At 62.9% G+C, this 19470-nt stretch carries 17 protein-coding genes and 1 tRNA gene; 12 read left to right on the top strand and 6 right to left on the bottom strand.

Going from position 1 to position 19470, the window contains the following annotated elements; translation table 11 throughout:
- Positions 1 to 139: 139 nt before the first annotated feature.
- The 9 genes from DWB85_RS19630 to DWB85_RS03985 all read left to right on the top strand — a co-directional run bounded on the left by DWB85_RS19630 (position 140) and on the right by DWB85_RS03985 (position 9906).
- Positions 140 to 589: a Zn-ribbon domain-containing OB-fold protein gene (locus DWB85_RS19630; RefSeq protein ID WP_239017209.1), complete on the top strand. Its 450-nt coding sequence runs from the start codon at positions 140 to 142 to the stop codon at positions 587 to 589.
- A gap of 3 nt (positions 590 to 592) precedes the next feature.
- A complete protein-coding gene (locus tag DWB85_RS19625; protein ID WP_117952910.1) occupies positions 593 to 1108 on the top strand; it encodes a Zn-ribbon domain-containing OB-fold protein in 516 nt (171 codons plus the stop codon).
- Positions 1109 to 1112: 4 nt separating this feature from the next.
- Entirely contained in the window at positions 1113 to 2171 is a 1059-nt protein-coding gene (locus tag DWB85_RS04015; RefSeq protein ID WP_117952909.1) for a lipid-transfer protein, read from the top strand.
- Positions 2171 to 3334 carry a thiolase domain-containing protein gene (locus DWB85_RS04010; RefSeq protein ID WP_117952908.1) on the top strand — a complete coding sequence of 388 codons (1164 nt, stop codon included), beginning with the start codon at positions 2171 to 2173 and terminating at the stop codon, positions 3332 to 3334. The genes DWB85_RS04015 and DWB85_RS04010 overlap by 1 nt, the downstream gene beginning before the upstream one ends.
- A 9-nt stretch (positions 3335 to 3343) precedes the next feature.
- Positions 3344 to 4972: an acyl-CoA synthetase gene (locus tag DWB85_RS04005; RefSeq protein WP_117952907.1), complete on the top strand. Its 1629-nt coding sequence runs from the start codon at positions 3344 to 3346 to the stop codon at positions 4970 to 4972.
- A 40-nt stretch (positions 4973 to 5012) separates the two neighbouring features.
- Positions 5013 to 5831 (top strand): crotonase/enoyl-CoA hydratase family protein, encoded by an 819-nt coding sequence (locus tag DWB85_RS04000; protein WP_117952906.1) that lies wholly within the window; start codon positions 5013 to 5015, stop codon positions 5829 to 5831.
- Positions 5832 to 5879: 48 nt separating this feature from the next.
- Positions 5880 to 6557 (top strand): nitroreductase, encoded by a 678-nt coding sequence (locus tag DWB85_RS03995; protein ID WP_117952905.1) that lies wholly within the window; start codon positions 5880 to 5882, stop codon positions 6555 to 6557.
- 6 nt (positions 6558 to 6563) lie between these two features.
- The gene (locus DWB85_RS03990) at positions 6564 to 7328 is read left to right on the top strand and encodes an enoyl-CoA hydratase-related protein (protein ID WP_117952904.1); all 765 of its coding nucleotides are present in this window, start codon (positions 6564 to 6566) and stop codon (positions 7326 to 7328) included.
- 130 nt (positions 7329 to 7458) lie between these two features.
- Positions 7459 to 9906, top strand: coding sequence for a penicillin acylase family protein (locus DWB85_RS03985; protein ID WP_162845996.1), 2448 nt, complete (start codon positions 7459 to 7461; stop codon positions 9904 to 9906).
- Between the two features lie 15 nt (positions 9907 to 9921).
- Here the strand turns inward: DWB85_RS03985 and ribB are convergent, their stop codons facing one another.
- Genes ribB through DWB85_RS03970 form a run of 3 tightly spaced genes read right to left on the bottom strand, consistent with a single transcriptional unit; the run spans position 9922 to position 13283 of the window.
- Positions 9922 to 11034, bottom strand: a complete 1113-nt coding sequence (ribB, locus tag DWB85_RS03980) for a 3,4-dihydroxy-2-butanone-4-phosphate synthase (protein WP_117952902.1) — start codon at positions 11032 to 11034, stop codon at positions 9922 to 9924.
- 12 nt (positions 11035 to 11046) lie between these two features.
- Positions 11047 to 12231, bottom strand: a complete 1185-nt coding sequence (locus DWB85_RS03975) for an acetyl-CoA C-acyltransferase (protein WP_117952901.1) — start codon at positions 12229 to 12231, stop codon at positions 11047 to 11049.
- Between the two features lie 59 nt (positions 12232 to 12290).
- Positions 12291 to 13283 (bottom strand): GlxA family transcriptional regulator, encoded by a 993-nt coding sequence (locus DWB85_RS03970; RefSeq protein ID WP_117952900.1) that lies wholly within the window; start codon positions 13281 to 13283, stop codon positions 12291 to 12293.
- Between the two features lie 109 nt (positions 13284 to 13392).
- Between DWB85_RS03970 and DWB85_RS03965 the strand changes: the two genes are divergently transcribed.
- Together DWB85_RS03965 and DWB85_RS03960 are read left to right on the top strand one after the other, a co-directional pair.
- Positions 13393 to 15234 carry a beta-ketoacyl synthase gene (locus DWB85_RS03965; protein WP_117953035.1) on the top strand — a complete coding sequence of 614 codons (1842 nt, stop codon included), beginning with the start codon at positions 13393 to 13395 and terminating at the stop codon, positions 15232 to 15234.
- Between the two features lie 55 nt (positions 15235 to 15289).
- Positions 15290 to 15991 (top strand): transglutaminase-like domain-containing protein, encoded by a 702-nt coding sequence (locus DWB85_RS03960; RefSeq protein WP_117952899.1) that lies wholly within the window; start codon positions 15290 to 15292, stop codon positions 15989 to 15991.
- Positions 15992 to 15999: 8 nt separating this feature from the next.
- Here DWB85_RS03960 and DWB85_RS03955 read toward each other — a convergent pair whose 3' ends face one another.
- Positions 16000 to 16446 carry a hypothetical protein gene (locus DWB85_RS03955; RefSeq protein ID WP_205422655.1) on the bottom strand — a complete coding sequence of 149 codons (447 nt, stop codon included), beginning with the start codon at positions 16444 to 16446 and terminating at the stop codon, positions 16000 to 16002.
- Positions 16447 to 16620: 174 nt separating this feature from the next.
- Between DWB85_RS03955 and DWB85_RS03950 the strand changes: the two genes are divergently transcribed.
- Complete coding sequence (locus DWB85_RS03950) at positions 16621 to 17610, top strand: hypothetical protein (protein WP_133300559.1); 990 nt, start codon at positions 16621 to 16623, stop codon at positions 17608 to 17610.
- A 128-nt stretch (positions 17611 to 17738) separates the two neighbouring features.
- On the opposite strand, the gene DWB85_RS19390 is transcribed toward DWB85_RS03950, so the two are convergent.
- Together DWB85_RS19390 and DWB85_RS03945 are read right to left on the bottom strand one after the other, a co-directional pair.
- A complete protein-coding gene (locus DWB85_RS19390; protein ID WP_133300558.1) occupies positions 17739 to 18587 on the bottom strand; it encodes a hypothetical protein in 849 nt (282 codons plus the stop codon).
- A 707-nt stretch (positions 18588 to 19294) separates the two neighbouring features.
- Positions 19295 to 19382 (bottom strand) — tRNA-Ser (locus DWB85_RS03945).
- Positions 19383 to 19470: the final 88 nt, after the last annotated feature.

Here is a 19470-nt window from a genome sequence, read left to right as displayed (position 1 = left end):
CGGTTCCGGTTAAACCGCGCTGGTTCACCATACTGATCTGAAATGTCACTCACAGCTGATCCGCTGGGTCATTGAGCGAATATGCCATCTCACTGATACTCCTGTTCAGCGAATATTTTCCCCATGGGAGGCAGGGTCTGTGTCACAAGCGGAATTACTGAACCAGTCCTTTGAACTGGGCTTCACCTACACCCGCTCAACCGGGCCGGTGGTCGGGCGTTTTTTTACCGAGTTGCGCAAGCGCAACATCGTCGGCATCAGGGCCAGCGATGGCCGGGTGGTGGTGCCGCCCATGGAGTATGACCCGGATACCGCGGAGGCGCTGGGTGAATTTGTCGAGGTGGGCCAGGCTGGTGAGATCGTCAGCTTTGCCTGGGTCAGTGCCCCCCGCGAGGCCCACCCCAGCCAGCAGCCCTTTGCCTGGGCGATGATCCGGCTGGATGGCGCCGATGTGCCCATGGTGCACTGGGTGCGCGCAGAGCGGGAAAGCGATGTCAGCACCGGCGCCCGGGTGCGGGTGCGCTGGGCCGAGCAGACCACGGGTTTTATTACCGACATCAACGGTTTCGAACTGGTGCAGGAGGCATAGGCAATGAGCGAGCAACAGGAACCGGTCACCGGTATCGAGGCCCCGGTTTACCTCAGGTACAATTTCACTGCCGGCGCTGCCCCCGCGCGATTCCTGACCCAGGTAAAGAAAGGGGTATTAACCGGCCAGCGTTGCCCCCGTTGCCGGCAGGTGTACGTGCCGCCACGGGGCTCCTGCGCGGCCTGCGGCGTTCCCACCGAGGAAGAGGTGACCCTGTCGGACAAAGCGACCGTGGAGTCCTTCACCATTGTCCACATACCCATTCCCGGCAACCCTATCAAGCCGCCTTTTATCGTCGCCAACCTGGTGGCCGATGGTGCCAATATCTCCTTTATTCACCTGATGGATGAGTGCGTCAACGAGGAAGTCCACATCGGCCAGCGGGTGCAGGCCGTGTGGAAGCCGGAAGACGAGTGGGATTACGCCATGGACAATATCCGTTACTTCAAGCCCATCGACGAAGCCGATGTGCCGGTGGAGAAAATCGGCAAACTGCCGGTAAGCGGTTGGGAGGGCTGAGCTGATGAAGGAGATTGCAATCGTCGCCTACCAGCAGTCGCGGGCCTTCGCTGACGTGGGCGCCTGTAACGAGGTGGAATTGATCATGCCGGTGCTCGCCGCCGTTTACCGGCAGCTGGGCATCAGCAATGCCCAGGATGTGGATTTCGTCTGCTCCGGCAGCTGTGATTACCTGCAGGGCGCGGCATTCGCCTTTGTCGCCGGGGTGGACGCGCTGGGCGCGGTACCGCCGATCAAGGAATCCCATGTGGAAATGGATGCGGCCTGGGCACTGTACGAGTCGATCCTGAAAATTCGCATGGGCCACGCCGAGTCGGCGCTGGTCTATGGTTTCGGCAAGTCCTCCCCCGGTGAATTACCCGTCGTCCTGTCACAGCAGCTGGATCCCTACTACCTGGCGCCGCTGTGGATAGACACTATCTCCCTGGCCGCGCTGCAGGCCCGCCTGTTACTGGAGGGCGGCCACATCACCGAGCGCGATATGGCGGAAGTCGTGTCGCGCTCGCGGCGCAACGCACTGGCCAATCCCAACGCGCAGCTGGCGGCTGATATCAGCGCCGATGAGCTGCTGGCCGCGGATCGCTATGTGTCGCCGCTGCGCAAGTCGGATTGCGCGCCCATCTCCGACGGTGCAGCGGCGATGGTCATCTGCACCGTGGAGAAGGCCCGGGAGTGGGGCGTGCCCCATGCCCTGATCACCGGCATAGACCACCGCATGGAAACCCACAACCTGGGCATGCGCGACCTGACCGATTCAGTCTCTACCCGGCTCGCCGCCGAGGCGGCGGGGATGGGTGCCGGCAGGGTCGATGTTGCCGAACTGTACGCCCCCTTCAGCCACCAGGAGCTGGTGTTAAGCCGGGCGCTGGGGCTGGGCGAGGAGACCAGTATCAACCCCAGCGGCGGTGTGCTGGCGGGCAACCTGATGATGGCCTCGGGGCTGGCGCGGGTCGGGGAGGTATTTAACCGCATCGTTGCCGGGGAAGCGGAGCGGGGTATAGCGCACGCCACCTCCGGCCCCTGCCTGCAGCACAATCTCGTTACTGTCGTGGAGAAAGCATAATGGCGAACCTGGCAGCAGTGGTCGGTATTGGCCAGACCAAGTACACCACCAAGCGCGACGATGTCTCCATGGCAGGACTGGTGAGGGAAGCGGCGGTAAGGGCGCTGCAGGATGCCGAGCTGAGCTGGGACGATATCGATGCGGTGATCATCGGCAAGGCGCCGGACATGTTCGAGGGCGTGATTATGCCCGAGATCTACCTCGCCGACGCCCTGGGCTGTAACGGCAAGCCGATGCTGCGGGTGCATACCGCCGGTTCGGTGGGCGGCTCCACTGCGCTGGTGGCAGCCTCCCATGTGCAGAGCGGCAGCTTCCGGCGGGTGCTTACCGTGGCCTATGAAAAGCAGTCTGAATCCAATGCCATGTGGGCGTTGTCGACGCCACAGCCATTTTCCACCCACCTCAATGCGGGCGCCGGCGGTTACTTTGCGCCCATCATCCGCGAGTACATGCGCCGCGCCAACGCGCCCTATGACGTGGGCATCAAGGTGGCGGTCAAGGACCGCCTGCACGGCGCCCGCAATCCCCTCGCGCACCTGCAAAAGCCCGATATCACCATGCAGGAGGTGGAGGAATCCTTCATGCTCTGGGACCCGCTGCGTTTCCTCGAGTCCTGCCCCTCGTCAGATGGCGCCTGCGCCATGGTCATTGCCAACGAGGAACTGGCGGACGCGGCAGTCAAACCGCCGGCCTGGATCCGCGGCGTGGCCATGCGCTCGGAGCCGACCATGTACGCCGGCCGTGACCAGGTCAATCCGCAGGCGGGACGGGACTGTGCCGCCGATGTCTACCAGCAGGCGGGTATCACGGACCCGCGCCGGGACCTGGATTGCGCCGAGGTTTACGTGCCTTTCAGCTGGTATGAGCCCATGTGGCTGGAAAATCTCGGTTTCGCCGCCGAGGGCGAGGGCTGGAAGCTGACCATGGCGGGTGCCACCTCGCTGGACGAGGACGGCGATATTCCCTGGAATCCCTCCGGCGGGGTGCTGTGCTCCAACCCCATTGGGGCGTCGGGCATGATTCGCTTTGCCGAGGCGGCGCGGCAGGTGCGCGGCGACGCCGGAGAGCACCAGGTGGAGGGCGCAAAACTCGCCCTGGGCCATGCCTATGGCGGCGGTGCCCAGTTCTATGCCATGTGGATTGTCGGTGCGGAGAAAGGATAGGCAGCCCTTATGAAGAAGCACTTCAATATTGCCGATATGTACGAGATGGTCGCCGACAAGGTGCCGTCCCGGGATGCGCTGGTGTGCGGCGACCAGCGCGCCAGCTACTTGCAGCTGGAGCAGCGGGCCAACCGGCTGGCCCACTACCTCGCCGCAAAGGGCGTTGGTCCCGGCGATCATGTGGGACTGTACCTCTACAACTGCAACGAATACCTCGAGGGGATGCTGGCCTGCTTCAAGATTCGCGCGGTGCCGATCAATGTCAATTACCGCTATGTCGATGAGGAGCTGTTGTACATTTTCGACAACGCCGACATGGTGGCCTGCATACACAACCGGGAGTTCAGTCCCCACATCGCCCATGTTCGCGATCAGGTTCCCGGCCTGCAGACCCTGGTTTACGTCGACGACGATTCCGGCGCTGATCCCGCAGCAGTGGACTCAGTGGAATACGAGCAGGCGATGGCAGGCCAGAGCGCGGCACGGGATTTTCCCGAACGGGCCGACGACGACCTGTTCATTCTGTACACCGGTGGTACCACCGGTATGCCCAAGGGCGTGATGTGGCCGCACAAGGCGGTGTTTTTTGCCGCCATGGGGGGCGGGGGATTCTTCCACCCCGATGGCGCTATCAGCGAACCGGAGCAGATCGTCGAGCGCATCGGCGATTTCGCGATCGTCGGCATGGCGCTGGCGCCGCTGATGCATGGCGCCTGCTGGTGGTACGCCTGTATCCAGTTGCTGGCGGGTAACTCCGTGATCCTGTCGCCCCATCACTCGCTGGTGGGCGAACAGGTGTGGGATATCGTCGCCGCGGAGAAGGTCAATTCAATTTCCATTGTCGGTGACGCCATGGCGGTGCCCCTGCTGGATGCCCTGGAGGCCCATCCGGGACGTTGGGACCTGAGTTCGCTGTTCAGCGTTGGCTCCGGCGGCGCCGTGTTCTCCGCATCCAAGCAGGACGCTTTCAAAAAACATTTCCCCAACGTTTTCATCACCAACTCCTTCGGTTCCTCCGAAAGCGGCAGCATGGGCATGGATGGTGGCGGCAGGCAGGGCCAGGGGCTGGGCAACGTCAGCAAGAGTGAATTCATGTCGGTCATCAGCGATCGGGAGGGCGAGCCCCATGCCCACGTCGCCGCGGGCGAAATGGGTATTTTCGCCCGCAGCGGGCATATACCCGTGGGTTACTACAAGGACCCGGCCAAGACGGCCAAAACCATCGTCGACGTGGATGGCAAGCCCTGGCTGCTGCTGGGCGACGAGGCGCGGCTGGAGCAAGACAACAGCATTACTGTTTACGGTCGCGGTTCCAACTGTATCAACAGCGGCGGCGAGAAGATTTTCCCGGAGGAGGTAGAGCAGGCGCTCAAGGCCAACCCGGCGATATTCGACTGCCTGGTGGTGGCCACCCCGGACGAGCGCTATGGCAGCAAGGTCGCCGCCGTGGTGTCGCTGCGCGATGCCCGCCCCCTTAGCCTGGAGCAGGTGCGCGAAGACGCCCGCCAGCACATCGCCGGCTACAAGTTGCCAAAGGAACTGCACGTGGTGGACGAGGTGCCCCGCGCCCCCAGCGGCAAGCCCGCCTACCCGAAAGCCCTGGCCATCGCTCTGGCGGGCAGCCACAGGGTGGGATAACAACCCGAATACCTGAACACCCAAACACCGGAAACCACACATGCCCGAACTCGCTATCAGCACCAAAAACTGCCTCGTGGAACAGCAGGGCAATGTCCTGATCGTCACCCTCAATCGCCCGGAGGCCAAGAACGCCTTCAGCCCGGAGATGCTGCTGGGTATGTACAAGGCCTGGCGCCTGCTGGACGAGCGCGACGACCTGTACTGTGCCATTCTCACCGCCAACGGCGATACCTTCTGCGCGGGCATGGACCTGAAAGCGGGAGCCGAGGGTAAGCAGCGCGCCACCGAGGAGTTCAAGGCCTTGATGGCCGAGGTGCCCAATGTGCACTGGCAGGCGCTGCTGCGCGACAACCGGCCCTGCAAACCGCTGATTCTCGCCGTTGAAGGTTATGCGCTGGCGGGGGGCACGGAAATACTCCAGGGTACCGACATTCGGGTGGGGGCGGAGGACGCCATCTTCGGGGTCACCGAGGTGGCGCGGGGCCTGTATCCCATGTCCGGTTCCACGATTCGCCTGCGCCGGCAGATTCCCTACTGCCTGGCGGCGGAGATGCTGCTGTGCGGCGAGCACATCACTGCCCGGCAGGCGCTGGACTTCGGCCTGATCAACAAGGTGGTTCCCGCCGGCACCAGCCTTGAGGTGGCGAAAGACTATGCCCGCAAGATCTGCAGCAATGGGCCTTTGGCAGTCCAGGCGGTGGTGAAGTCGCTGCGCGAGCACCAGGAGTGCATGCCGGAGGAGCAGGCGATGCAGGCCTCCGATGCGCTCGCGGGCCCGGTGTTCGCATCCGCCGATGCCCGGGAGGGGATGCGCGCATTCAAGGAAAAGCGCCCGGCCCGGTTTACCGGTAGCTGATCGGTGGCCATAATGGCGCCCCCAACCAGAGACAAAGCAGCAGTAACCATGTCAGATGATTTGAGCCAGACCTTTACCGCCATCGTCAACCAGCGCCGTTCACTGCGCGGTTATTTACCACAGCCGGTGGATCAGTCCACGCTGGAAGCGGTGTTTGCCTGTGCCCAGCGTGCGCCAAGTAACTGCAACACCCAGCCCTGGCAGGTGCATGTGGTATCCGGCGCCAAACTGGAGTACCTGCGCCAGGAGATGCCCGGCCAGTTCGTGGCCGGGAAAATGAGCATGGATTTTCCCTACGACGGCAGCTACGAGGGCGTTTACAAAAGCAGGCAGTACGGCGCCGCCGCCGCGCTCTACGACGCGGCAGGGATTGCCCGTGACGACAAGGCCGGACGGCATGAGCAGTTCATGCGCAACTTCAGTTTTTTCGGCGCCCCCCATGTGGCCTTCCTGTTTCTCCCGGCACCATTCGGCTTGCGTGAAGCGGCCGACCTGGGCATGTACGCCCAGACCCTGATGCTGGCCATGACCGCCCACGGCCTCGGCAGTTGTCCGCAAACCGCCCTCAGTTTCCAGGTGGATCTGGTGCGGGAGGCGCTGGCGGTGGACCCGTCCAACAAGCTGTTGTTCGGTATTTCTTTTGGTTATCCGGACCCGGACGAGCCGGCGAACCGCTGTGTCACCGAGCGCGCCGCCCTGGCCGACACCGTTACCTTCCACGACTAGCCCAGCATGACGGATCTCATCAGCAGCGCAAACATCGACGGCGTCGCGGTTATCACCCTCAACAGGCCGGAGAAAAACAACGCCATCAATAACGCCATGTGGGCGGGCATTCGCGACGCCTTTCGCGCCGCCGCCGGGGACGATGCCGTGGTCTGCGTCCTGCTGTGCGGCGCCGGCGACAATTTCTGTGCCGGCGTCGATCTCGCCAGCTTCGGCGACCAGGACGTCGACCCCCAGGCCCTGTTCAACGCGGCAGCGCTGGCCGTTGCCGAGTTCGACAAACCGCTGGTGGCGGCGGTGCAGGGCGCCTCAGTCGGTGGCGGGGCGACAATACTGTTCCATGCCGACATCGTCTATGCCGCCGATACCTTGCGCCTGCGCCTGCCATTCGCCAGCCTCGGCCTGGCACCGGAGTGGGCCAGCAGCTATATGTTGCAGGCCAATATCGGCGCCCAGAAAGCGGCGGAGCTGTTTTATACCGCCGAGTGGGTAGACGCCGACAAGGCACTGGCGCAGGGCATGGTGGCCGCTGTGCTGCCGCCAGCGGAGCTGCAGGCGCACGCCCTGGCGAAGGCGCGGGAAATCGCCCAGTGGCCGGTGAACTCGCTGCGTGAGATCAAGCGCAGCCTGAGACTGCACCACCTGCCGGCCATATATGCCGCCATGGAAGCGGAGCAGCAGGCCATGGCCCGGCAGGCGGGATCCGCCGAGAATATCGAGGCGATCACCACCTTTATGGAAAAGCGGCCGCCGAATTTCCGCCAGCGCTGAGCTGGCCACAATATACCCGCTGGTGGCCGGATTGGACTGGTGCTGCTTGCCGTCGCGAGTAGGAATGCGGCGGCTGGCGGGGTAGAATGCCGGCAATAACGATTTACATTAATAAATACAGGTGCCTACCTTGAGCCGTTCCCTTTCCGGCAGCCTCCGGCTGCCATTGATCGCCCTTTTTTCTCTTGCCGTCGTCGCCTGCAGTGACTCCTCGGATTCGGATCGCCCCGGTCCCGTGGACCCGCCGGTAGAACCACCGGAACCGGAGCTGACCTACCGGGCGGACATCGTCTGGACCGAGTACGGTATTCCGCATATCAACGCGGAGGACTGGGGTGGCCTGGGTTACGGCGCCGGCTACGCCTTTGCCGAGCAGAATTTCTGTACCTACATGCGCGACGTGGTGCGGGCCAATGGCCAGTCGGCGCAGTACCTGGGCGAGGATGGCAACCTCGAATTCGACTTCGTGATGAAACTTTACAACACGGACGAGGCTATCGAGCGGGTCAAGGCCCAGATGAGCGAGCGGGGCCTGGCCCTGTTTGCCGGCTACGCCGCCGGGATTTCCCGCTACCTGGATGAGACCGGTGTCGACAACCTGGCCGAAGGCGAGGAGGGTTGCCGCGGTGCGGCCTGGGTCAGGCCCGTGACGCTGGAAGACGCCCTGAAGTCCGGCCACAAGACCATCCTCCGGGCCTCCGCCGATCCCTTCCACCGGGAACTGGTGGCGGCGGTACCCCCGGCTGACAGCGTTGCCGCGCTGGCGCCGGTGTCCGCGCCGCTGCGGGAACAGGCCCTGGCCCAGATTGCCGCCACTTCGCCCGAGCAACTGCTGGCCGGTTTTGGCTTTCCCGCCACCGAGGTGCTGGGCAGCAACGCCTACGGCATAGGCCGGGACGCCGCCGGTATCGACAGTGGTGTGCTTTACGGCAACCCGCATTTTCCCTGGCAGGGCATCAACCGTTTCTTCATGGCCCACTACACCATTCCCGGTGAATACGATGTGATGGGCGCGGGGCTGTTCGGCATCCCGCTGGCCAACATCGGCTTCAACAAGGATACGGCCTGGAGCCATACCGTATCCACCGCGCGCCGCTTCACCCTGCATGAGCTGGAAATCAATCCCGACAACCCCCTGCAGTACTATTTCGGGGATGAGCTGGTTGATCTCGAGCCGGTTACCGTCAGTGCTGTGGACGGCGAGGGCCAGACCGTGGAGCACACCTTCTACCAGAGCCAGTTCGGCACCATCGCCGACCTCGGCAACCAGCTGGCGGCATTCGGTGGCTGGCCCACCTTCAATGGCACCATCTTCGCCTTCAACGACGTCAACCAGGAAAACCTGCGCGGCCTGGAAAACTGGATTAACTTTGGCCAGGCCGAGAGCCTGGACGACATTCTCGAGGCCACCAGAACCATTGGAATTCCCTGGGTGAACACCATCGCCGCCGATCGCAGCGGCGAGGGTTTTTACGGCGACATCTCGACCGTGCCCAATGCCTCGCAGCAGCTGATCGACAGCTGCGTGCGCGGCCCCATTGCCACGCCCATCCTGGCGGTGGCCGGTATCGTGACGCTGGACGGTTCAGACCCGGACTGCCAGCTGGGTAACGATGAGGGCGCGCCGGAGAACGTGCTGGGTTTTGACAAGCTGCCGAAACTGCGCACCACCGATTATGCGGCCAACGCCAACGACAGCTACTGGTTGCCGAACCCGCGCAACCTGCTCACCGGGTTTAGCCGGGCCATAGGCCCCGAGGAATACCCGCAGACCATTCGCACCCGCCTTACCTTCGTGCAGGCCGAACAGCGCCTGGCCGGTGAGGATGATGTCGACGGCGACGGCCTGGGCAACCAGCAGGTGCGCGATATCCTGACCTCGGCGCGCAACCACGCGGCGGAGCTGGTCAATGACGACGTGGTCGCAATCTGCGAGGCGGTCGGCGACTGGTCGCCCTACGGCGCCTCCGATGCCACCATGGCCCAGGCCTGCGAGGTGCTGGCGGCCTGGGACAAGCGCCACCAGATCGACAGTGTCGGCGGCCATATCTTCTACGAGCTGTGGCAGCGTATAGGCAGCCAGGGCAATCTGTGGGCGGTGCCCTTCGATGCCACCGACCCGGTGAACACCCCCAACACCCTGAATACCGGTAATGAGGCTCTGGTGGAAACTGTGCGCCAGGGGCTGGCGGACGCGGTCGCGCTGTTCGAGGACAACGGCATCGCCCTGGATGCACCCTGGGGCGAGGTACAGTTTGTGGAGAAGAATGGCGAGCGTATCCCGATTCCCGGCGGTTCCGGGTCCATGCTGTTCAGCGTGATCAGCGCGGGCTTCGTCGAGGGCGAGGGTTATTCCAATGTGCGCGCCGGCAACAGTTACATCCAGGCGGTGAGCTGGGATGAAAGCGACTGTCCCGACGCCAATGCGGTGCTCACCTATTCGCAGTCGACCGACCCCGCCTCGCCGCACTACGCCGACGCAACGCGCCTGTACTCCGAGAGCGGCTGGATCGATATGCCGTTCTGTGAGATCGACCGCGACGCCCAGGAAATCCGGCGGGCAACTATCGAGGAATAAGCAGCGGAGCCCCGGTCAGGGCTCGATGAAGTCGGTCACTTCCAGGTTGAAACCGGAGAGGGCGTTGAAGTGTATGGGCGCCGACATCAGCCGCATCTTGCCCACGCCCAGGCGCTTGAGGATTTGTGAGCCGGTGCCGATCACCCGGTAGTTCTGTTGCCCGGTGGAATCGGCGGGGCCGGGCACAACGGGTGGTTCGGGGAACTGCACGACTTCCGCCAGCGCCTGTTCCGGGGTGGTCTCCTGGCCAATCAGCACCACCGCACCCTTACCCTCGGCGGCAACCGCCGCCATGGCCCGGCGGTAGGACCAGCCTTCAGAGCCCTCGATACGCGTCGCCAGCACATCGCGCAGGGTGTTCAGGGACTGCACCCGCACCAGCACATCCTCGGACTCGTCGATATCGCCGCAGGTCATGGCGTAGTGCACGGTATCGTCAATCAGGTCGAGAAAGGTGTGCAGCTGGAACTGGCCGAACTCGGTGTCCACGGTTTTGGAATTTCTCAACTCCACCGATTGCTCGTGCAGGGCCCGGTACTCGATCAGGTCGGCGATGGTGCCCATGCGCAGGCCGTGCTTCTCGGCAAACACTTCAAGCTCGGGGCGGCGCGCCATGGTGCCGTCCTCGTTCATGATTTCCACGATCAGGGCCGCCGGTTCGAAACCGGCCATGCGCGCGAGGTCGACCCCGGCTTCGGTGTGACCGGCCCGGCGCAAGACGCCGCCGGGTTTGGCCACCAGCGGGAAAATATGCCCCGGCTGGTTGATGTCCGAGGGTTTGGCATTGGCCGCCACCGCGGTCAGTGCGGTGTGGGCGCGCTGCAGCGAGCTGATGCCGGGACCCTTTTTCTCGGCCGCATCGATGGACACGGTGAAGTTGGTTTCGTGCTGCGAGCGGTTGTCGCGCACCATCAGCGGCAGCTGCAGCTGGCGGGCCCGCTCTTCCGTGATGGGCATGCAGATCAGGCCGCAGGCCTCGCTGGAGAAGAAGGTGATGATCTCCGGCGTCACTGCCTCGGCGGCAACAATCAGGTCACCCTCGTTTTCGCGGTCCTCGTCATCCATGAGGATGACCATTTTGCCGGCGCGGATGTCGTCGAGAATGTCCGGTACGCTGGACAGGGCCATGGCCGTTACCTTTTAGTTGAGTTCGATAGCGACAGCGGTGGCTTCACCACCGCCGATGCACAGGGCGGCAATGCCGCGTTTCTTGCCCAGTTTCCGCAGCGCGTACATCAGGCTGACGATGATGCGGGAGCCGGTGGAGCCAATGGGATGGCCCTGGGCGCAGGCGCCGCCATGGATATTGACCCTGGCGTGATCCAGGCCGAGCTCGTCAATGGCCAGCATGGTCACCATGGCGAAGGCCTCGTTGATCTCGAACAGGTCCACGTCGGCGACGCTCCAGCCGGTTTTGTCGAGCAGCTTGTTGATGGCGCCGATGGGGGCGATGGTGAATTCGCCGGGGGCCTGGCTGTGGCGGGCATGGCCGACCATGGTCGCCATGGGGCTCAGGCCGCGGGCGCTGGCTTCACTGCCGGCCATCAGCATCAGCGCCGAGGCGCCGTCGGAAATGGAACTGGCGTTGGCGGCGGTAATGGTACCGTCTTTGGCGAAGGCGGGACGCAGGCTGGGGATCTTGTCGATAGCGGCCTTGTGCGGCTGCTCGTCGTCTGCCACGACGGTCTCGCCCTTGCGGGTGCGCACGGTGACCGGCGCAGTCTCCGCCTTGAGTGAGCCGTCCTCGATGGCGCGCTTGGCGCGGGTCAGGGACTCGACGGCGAAGGCGTCCATCTGCTCCCGGGTCAGGCCTCTTGCGTCGGCGGTTTCCTGGGCGAAGCTGCCCATGGCACGGCCGGTGTAGGCGTCTTCCAGACCATCCAGGAACATGTGATCGAAAATCTGGCCGTGGCCGGTGCGCAGGCCGGCGCGGGAGCCCGGAGGCAGCAGGTGCGGGGCGTTGCTCATGCTTTCCATGCCGCCGCTGATTACCACCTTGTTGGTGCCGGCAAGGATGGAGTCGTAGCCGTAGATTGTTGCCTGCATACCGGAACCGCAGGCCTTGTTGACGGTCACCGCGCCGGCGGCAACGGGAATACCGGCGCCGATTGCCGCCTGCCGGGCGGGACATTGCTTGAGCCCGGCGGGGAGCACGCAGCCCATGAAGACCTCGTCCACGGCGCTGGCTTCGACACCGCTGCGCTCCAGGGTCGCGGCAACCGCGGTCGCGGCGAGCTCGGGGGCGGGCACAGCGGCGAGGCTGCCCTGCAGGCCGCCCATGGGGGTGCGGGCGCCATCGACAATGACTACGGTTTCCTGGCTCATAATATTCCGGGGTAAGGCTTGAAAAAGGGCGCCCATTTAGCCACAGGCGCCTGTTTTCCTCAAGCGCGCTCAGTGGCGAACAGCTTGCCGCGAACCGCTTCCCGGTAGGCGCCGGGGGTCATGCCCACCTGCTCCCGGAACAGCTTGCCGAAGTGACTGACATCCTGCAGGCCCACCTGCCAGGCGACTTCCGCCAGCGACAGGTTGCTGTGGCGTAACAGTTCCCGGGCCTGTTGCACCCGCAGTCGCTGCAACCAGGCCTGGGGGGACAGTCCGGTGGCCTGGCGGAAGCGGCGATTGAGGGTGCGGGCGCTGATGCCCAGCTCGCTGGCGGCTGCCTGTACCGTGGGCCTGCCCGCCAGCCGGTCCTGAAACCACTGCTGCGCTTCCAGCACGGTTTCGTCGTGGTGACTCTGCACGCCCTCGGTCTGGAAGGCGGCGGCGCGGAAAGGGCGGCGGATTTCCGGTGAGAACTGGTTTTCCACCGCCCGGGCGACCCCGCTGCCGTACCAGTCCTCGACCACGTGGACCATCAGGTCGGCGATGGAATTGACGCTGCCGACACAGTAGATATTGTCGCTCTGGGTAATCAGGTGACGGCTCTTCAGTTGTACCCCGGGGTAGTCCCGGGCAAAGCGCTCGAGGTAGTTCCAGTGGGTGGTGGCGGGCTTGCCGTCCAGCAGCCCGGCCTCGGCCAGCAGGCAGGTACCGGTGCCCACCGCGCAGACCCGGGTGCCGCTGGCGGCGATCCGGGCCAGCTCGGGCAGCCACTTCCGGGTGCTGTTGATCGCCGCTGCGGGATTGCGCCAGATCGCCGGGATGATCAGCAGGTCCAGCGCCGGCAATTCCCGGTAACTGCTGTCCGGGCTCAGGGTCAGGCCGCCGAACAGGGTCACCGGCGCACCGGTGGCCGCGGCCAGGGTGTGACGGACACCGGGACTGAGCCGGGATTTCACCCGGGCGATCTGCCCGGCGGCGTGGAGGATTTCCAGCGGCAGGGTGATACTGGTGGCCAGGGCCCGGGGGTAGAGCAGGGCGGCAATCTGGTACATGGGCGTTGCCTGTCTTAAAAACCACAGTATATGGCAGATATACTATAAATTCCTGCGCTGCCTGCCCGTACACTGCTGTGATCAGTCGCACAGCAGCGGAGTTTTTATCATGTCGGGCCAGCCTTTACCGGTCATCGTCAGTTTGGGTGGATACAATGGCGCCGGGCGCGCTTCCGGGCATCATGCGCTTGCCCGCATGGGCTACGAGGCCCTGGACCGTGACCAGCAGCAGCGCACCCTGGCCGCCCTGGCACGGATGATGGGGCTCGCCGACCCCGCCGGGCAGGAACAGTACATTCTGGAGCATACGCTGATCCGGCGTATCGAAACCCAGCACTTCGACGTTGACTCCGTACTCTGGAACCAGCGTTTTCCCACCGAGAGCAACGGCCATCCGGTCAATTTCGACATCGAGCGCCGCCACCTGCCGGACGATATTCCGCCCAGCTGGAAAGTCACCCCCACCTCGGTAACCCACGTCAACGTGAATATCCAGGGCCACCAGGAGTTCCTGCTGCCCACCAACCGCGAGTTCGAGGTCAAGGCCGCCGGGCAGCTGCCCACCGGCTATGAGCCGGGCAAACTCTACGCCTCGCGCAGTCATCCCCGGGGCCTGCAAATGACCGTGTGCGCCGCGTCCGACGCGCTGGGGAACCTGGGCCTGGACTGGGAGATGATCCAGCAGCGGGTACCGGCGGACATGATCAGTGTCTACGCCGGCAGTGCCATGGGGCAGCTGGACAGCTACGGCGCCGGCGGCATGCTCAAGGCCCGTTACAACGGCAAGCGGGTGACCTCCAAGTATTGCCCCCTGAGCCTGGCCGAGATGCCCTCGGATTTTATCAATGCCTATGTGCTGGGCGCGATGGGCTCTACCGGTGCCACCCTCGGAGCCTGTGCCTCTTTCCTCTACAACCTGAAAAACGGTATCGCCGATATTCGCGCCGGCCGGGCCCGGGTGGCCTTTATCGGTGCCGCCGAGGCGCCGGTGAATGCCGAAGTGATGGAGGGCTACGCGGCGATGGGGGCGCTGGCCACCGACAAGGAACTGCGACAGCTGGACGGCCTGGCCCCGGGGGACAAGCTGGACCATCGGCGGGCCTGCCGGCCCTTTGCCAATAACTGCGGTTTCACCATTGCCGAATCGGCGCAAATGGTGGTGCTGATGGATGACGCCCTGGCGCTGGAACTGGGCGCCACGGTTTATGGCGCGGCCACCGACGTGTTCGTCAACGCCGATGGCTACAAGAAGTCGATTTCCGGCCCGGGGGTGGGTAACTACATCACCATGGCCAAGGCAGTGGCCGCAGTCCGCGCGATTCTCGGCGAACAGGCGGTTCGCGAGGGTGGCCTGGTGCAGGCCCACGGCACCGGCACCCCCCAGAACCGGGTGACCGAGTCGGAGATTCTCAGCCGCACGGCCGCGGCCTTTGGCATCGACAGCTGGCCGGTGGTGGCGCTGAAGAGCTATCTCGGCCACTCCCTGGGCGCCGCTTCCGGCGACCAGGTCACCGCCACCCTGAGCATGTGGCACCACGGCCTGATTCCCGGCATTACCACCATCGATGCGCTGGCTGACGACGTGCGCACCGAGCACCTGGCCTTCAGCAGGGAGCACCGGCGCTTTGACCCCGCGCGGGCCCAGTACGCGGTAGTGAACTCCAAGGGTTTTGGCGGCAACAACGCCTCGGCGACCCTGCTCAGCCCCACGGCGACCATGAGCCTGCTGCAAAAGCGCTGCAGCGCCCGCCAGTGGCAGGACTGGCAGGCCGCCAACGAGGCGGTGGTGCAGGCGCAGGCCGATTACGACGAGGGCATGATAGCCGGCACCATCGAGCCGGTGTATCGCTTTGACCATGGGGTGCTCGGCGATGCCGACGTGGAACTGGATGCGCGCAAAGTCCGGGTGGGCGGCTACGAGGTCAACCTCGACCTGGAAAACCCGTTCTGAAGCGAGCAGGACGAGCGGGTATACTGTGGGGTCAGACCTCAGCAGGGAGTCGTCAATGCAACCGACAGCAGAGCTTGAACCCGTGGAGCCGTTCCTGGAATCCAGCTTCTATATCGACGCCGATGCGCCGGCGATCCAGCGTTTCGCCCGCGACCATGCCGGTACCGGCGACGACCTGAGCCGCGCGGTGTGGCTCTATTACGCCGTGCGCGACGGTATCCGCTACAATCCCTACGCGGTGGGTGTCGAACCAGCGTCCTTTCGTGCGTCCGCGGTCCTGGCCGCCGGCGAGGGCTGGTGCGTACCCAAGGCGGTGCTGCTGGCCGCCGTGTGTCGCGCCAGCGGCATTCCCGCCCGGCTCGGTTTCGCCGACGTGCGCAATCACCTCTCTACCGAGCGCTTGCGCGAGTCCATGGAAACCGAAATATTCTACTTCCACGGCTATACCACCATCTTCCTGGAAGGTCGCTGGGTCAAGGCCACGCCGGCCTTCAACCGGGCGCTGTGCGACAAGTTTGGCCTGCGGCCGCTGGAGTTCAACGGCCGCGAGGACAGCATTTACCACGAGTTCGACCAGGCGGGTAACCGCCACATGGAGTACCTCAACGATCGCGGTGAGTACCCGGACCTGCCCTTCGATGACATCATGGCGGTGTTCAGGGAACACTACCCGCGCATGATGGCCCAGCTCAATGCGGCGCCGGCTCTTGCTGCCGGGGACTGGCAGGCCGACGTGGAACGCGAAATCGCGCGCTGATCCGGGGCTTACTGGACGTAGACCCCGTGGCTGCCCAGCCAGCGTTCGTCCAGTACCCAGATAACCCGGTTTACATCCGCCTCGGCGCTGACCAGCGCGGCGGCCCGGGACTGGGTTCGCGCCAGCTTCACCTGCGCCGCCAGCATCTCTGCCGAGTCTGCGCTGGCCGTGGTCAGCTGCGGGAACAGAATGCGCAAACCCTGGATCGCCGACATCTGCGCCGAACGCGGGCTGGACATGCGTGCACTGCCATTGTCCAGCGACAGCACCCGGAACTGGTAAGGGTAGGCCGCCAGTTGTTCATCCGCCTCCAGCAGGTCATTCAGTTCAGCGACGCGATAGTCGAGGGTGAATAACCACCACAGCAGGCCGATGGCGACAACGCCGGCGAGCAGGTAGAGGTAGCGGCGGCTGAATTCGTCCAGGCCGCTTGTTTGCCGGGGTTGATTCATCATGCATCACCTCTCGATGGGGTGGGCTGACCTTCAGGCGCAAACCTGCCGGCGACCTGAAGGCTGGCATGTCTTCCCGCCTCTGCTGCTGCATCAGCAATGGTCGCCAGGTGTATTCGATGCTAACATGGATTCAACAAAAGCTGGACACAATAAAAATGCTGGGAGAACCATACCATGAGAAACGCACGGCGATTGTTGCAAACGGGTCTGCTGCTGGCGGTTTGCACTGTAGTTTTCACGGGCTGCAGCGACAGCGACAACATTCACCCCGGCGTCGAACTGCAGGACAATATCCTGGTGTTTACCGATGCGCGTTTCTCCCGGCGTCTGGTGCAGGATATCGTAGACGAACACGAGGCCAATCCCGAGGTAGCGCTGCAGGATGAAATCCTGGGACCCAGGGTGAGCCTGGTCAAGCTGATGGGCAAGACCAACCATTTCGGCATTGACATCCAGCTCCAGCCGCCGGAGTACATCGATTATCACGCAACGGTTCCCGAGACCCGGGTGTGGATCGCTGAATATCCTGGGACCCGCGACCTCGACCTGCAGACCGACGACACCGGCTGGTGGACCATGTACGTGGTAAAAGATCGCGATGTTGACCTGGAGTTCTCGTTCATATTCGAGAAAGAGGACTGGGTCACCACCAAGACCAACGTCAATGTCATCGATGATAATGACAACACCGACTTTGCCATCCAGTTTATCGATCCCTATTACTACCAGTACGGGATGCTGCCGTTTGTCGAGAGCATGATGCGCAGCAATGGCTACCCCAATTTCTTCTTTTCCAATGCGATGGTCGTTACCGTGGGCAAGTCCTGGGGTTCCATGCACGATGATCGCCTGCCTCACGGGGATCCGGGGGCGCTGGTTTCACTGTCGCCAGAAACACCGGACGCAATCGGCCCGATTTACTTCAACGCCTCGGTGATTCCCGACCTCAGTCAGGAGAGCGTGTCGGTAGATGGCGGCGTCACCTGGCTGAACATGCCGGTGAATGGAACCTACAAGGTAACCGCGCACAAGGAGGGCGTTATCTATCCCACCGTGACCTTTCGTATCGACCAGACGGATATCGAGGCCGGCGTGGAACTGTTCATCGCTTCACCCCCCGATTCGCTGGAAGGTGACAATGACTCGCCGCCGGGGGAGTACTGAAGCGGGGCAAACAACTTTCCTCTCTCTGTACCTGAAAAGCGAGCGATAGATCCTCAGAGCGCGCGGAAGTCACAGCGCAGAAGAGTGCTCCGCACTGAGGCGGGGCGTGCTACCTGAACTACTTTCGCTCAGTTATCATTGACGCAAGTCCACATGACTGCAAACGCGAGCTGCGGGAAGTTCGCATCGCCGTTACCGTCAAAAGTCTTGTTTCCGGGAGAGCTGCAGGACGTGGTTTCAGGTTGGCAGTAACCGCATACATCACCGCATGTGCCGCCATATTGGTCCACTCTGTCAAAGCCGAGTTGTTGGCAAATGCGGTCGGCCTCGTATACACCTTCGTTGTCGGCAGATACCCATGCACTATTGGCATCAGCCTCACATACCGTCCATGGGTCTCCACTGACCAGATCATTGCTGGTTACACATTGCTCTGCCAGTACCGGTGGGTCGCCGAGGGGAGGCGTGCAAACTGACTCTATGGTGCAGCTTCCACCATTGGCTTCAACAACAAAGTCTTCCTCGCAGGTTCCAACAAGAGTGGTCCCGTCATTACAGCCCGAGACCTCAATCGACTGAATAGTTGCAGGAGCTTCCAGATCGTTTGTCAGTTCCGCAGGGAATTCAGAAACGGTAACTGGAGCAGGGTTTTCTGAAAACAAATACTCGGTGTAGGCAACGAGCGCATTAGCGTTGGACACTAACCAGTTTCCCGAGAGTGAGGATAGGGCAAGCCCGGAGGCAATCGCCATCATCGAGAGTATCCTGGTAGCTCTGGCACTTTTGCGAAGATTGAAAAGCCCCCCGACAATGACAGCAAGGCCCAGCAGCAATAGTCCAGTCTGCCCGAATATCGGGACCGGAAGAGCAGCTGCTGGTGGAGTGCTGTAATTGATTACTGCTGATTGCGCAGAGGCGAATAGAGGGACCATAAAAATCAACAGCCCCGAAATAAGACGAGTGAATCTCGATTGCATGGTTCCTTCCTTATGATTTATTTGTTTATGGCTGGGAGTCTAGCTACTCGAGGGCGACCACTCAAGCAATTATGGCATTCGAGAAACAATGAGGCTGCGCGGCGTGACACCGGCTTTGTCCAATTCAAGCTTGTCTTGCGCTTTTCGTCGCCGCTCTTGGCTGTCTTCTGGACCTTTAAATCGACCGACCGTTAATTTTCGCCGAAAGCAACACAGTGGTTTCCCTGCCGTTATCTCCTTCCTCCCTGATCAGCACACCCGTGCCCACGCCCAACCAGGTCCGGGTGACACCACCTATAGGAAATGGCCCACTGACCTGACTGTCAGACTCGAACAAACAGGTGTCGAAGGTGCCCGCTGGCACCGTGACCGTGCGTCGGCCGCGGTAGGTTTTTACATCCGTGACCTGAATGGACTGGGTGAATGTTTCACCACGGGCACTGGTTTTCTCACGGGCGGTATAGGTTTGGCTGTAACTCTGGCCTGGCGCCAGAAAGTCGGGCCCAATCAGCCCGTCAACCTGCCTCTGATCATAGCGGCCGAAAATCCGCGGAGATTTGGCCGAATCTGATTGCTGAAGAAATACCCGGGCCCGGATGATGAATGGTATACACGACGGGGGTATCTGCCAGAAAGCAAAAAGCCCCGATATACGGGGCTTTCGAGCCGGTAATTGTGATCTCGGGGGATTCCAAATTACCTATGAATGGCGGTGGGCCAGGGATTCGAACCCCGGGAGGCTCTCGCCTCAACGGTTTTCAAGACCGCCGCTTTCGACCACTCAGCCAGCCCACCGAAAAACCAGATAGTTTGTGCCTTCGCCCGGGGGCGAGGAAGGCGAGATTATACCGTTATCGAAATCAGGCACAAGAGGCGAAGTGCC

Origin of the sequence: Seongchinamella sediminis (assembly GCF_003457605.1) — a bacterium.
Lineage (GTDB): Bacteria > Pseudomonadota > Gammaproteobacteria > Pseudomonadales > Halieaceae > Halioglobus > Halioglobus sediminis.
This window is presented reverse-complemented; position numbering and strand designations above follow the sequence as displayed.

Coding starts and splice junctions, on each gene's coding strand:
- DWB85_RS19625 (WP_117952910.1), top strand. CDS start 593: ATGAGCGAGCAACAGGAACCGGTCACCGGTATCGAGGCCCCGGTTTAC.
- DWB85_RS04015 (WP_117952909.1), top strand. CDS start 1,113: ATGAAGGAGATTGCAATCGTCGCCTACCAGCAGTCGCGGGCCTTCGCT.
- DWB85_RS04010 (WP_117952908.1), top strand. CDS start 2,171: ATGGCGAACCTGGCAGCAGTGGTCGGTATTGGCCAGACCAAGTACACC.
- DWB85_RS04005 (WP_117952907.1), top strand. CDS start 3,344: ATGAAGAAGCACTTCAATATTGCCGATATGTACGAGATGGTCGCCGAC.
- DWB85_RS04000 (WP_117952906.1), top strand. CDS start 5,013: ATGCCCGAACTCGCTATCAGCACCAAAAACTGCCTCGTGGAACAGCAG.
- DWB85_RS03995 (WP_117952905.1), top strand. CDS start 5,880: ATGTCAGATGATTTGAGCCAGACCTTTACCGCCATCGTCAACCAGCGC.
- DWB85_RS03990 (WP_117952904.1), top strand. CDS start 6,564: ATGACGGATCTCATCAGCAGCGCAAACATCGACGGCGTCGCGGTTATC.
- ribB (WP_117952902.1), bottom strand. CDS start 11,034: ATGGCCCTGTCCAGCGTACCGGACATTCTCGACGACATCCGCGCCGGC.
- DWB85_RS03975 (WP_117952901.1), bottom strand. CDS start 12,231: ATGAGCCAGGAAACCGTAGTCATTGTCGATGGCGCCCGCACCCCCATG.
- DWB85_RS03970 (WP_117952900.1), bottom strand. CDS start 13,283: ATGTACCAGATTGCCGCCCTGCTCTACCCCCGGGCCCTGGCCACCAGT.
- DWB85_RS03965 (WP_117953035.1), top strand. CDS start 13,393: ATGTCGGGCCAGCCTTTACCGGTCATCGTCAGTTTGGGTGGATACAAT.
- DWB85_RS03960 (WP_117952899.1), top strand. CDS start 15,290: ATGCAACCGACAGCAGAGCTTGAACCCGTGGAGCCGTTCCTGGAATCC.
- DWB85_RS03955 (WP_205422655.1), bottom strand. CDS start 16,446: ATGATGAATCAACCCCGGCAAACAAGCGGCCTGGACGAATTCAGCCGC.
- DWB85_RS03950 (WP_133300559.1), top strand. CDS start 16,621: ATGAGAAACGCACGGCGATTGTTGCAAACGGGTCTGCTGCTGGCGGTT.
- DWB85_RS19390 (WP_133300558.1), bottom strand. CDS start 18,587: ATGCAATCGAGATTCACTCGTCTTATTTCGGGGCTGTTGATTTTTATG.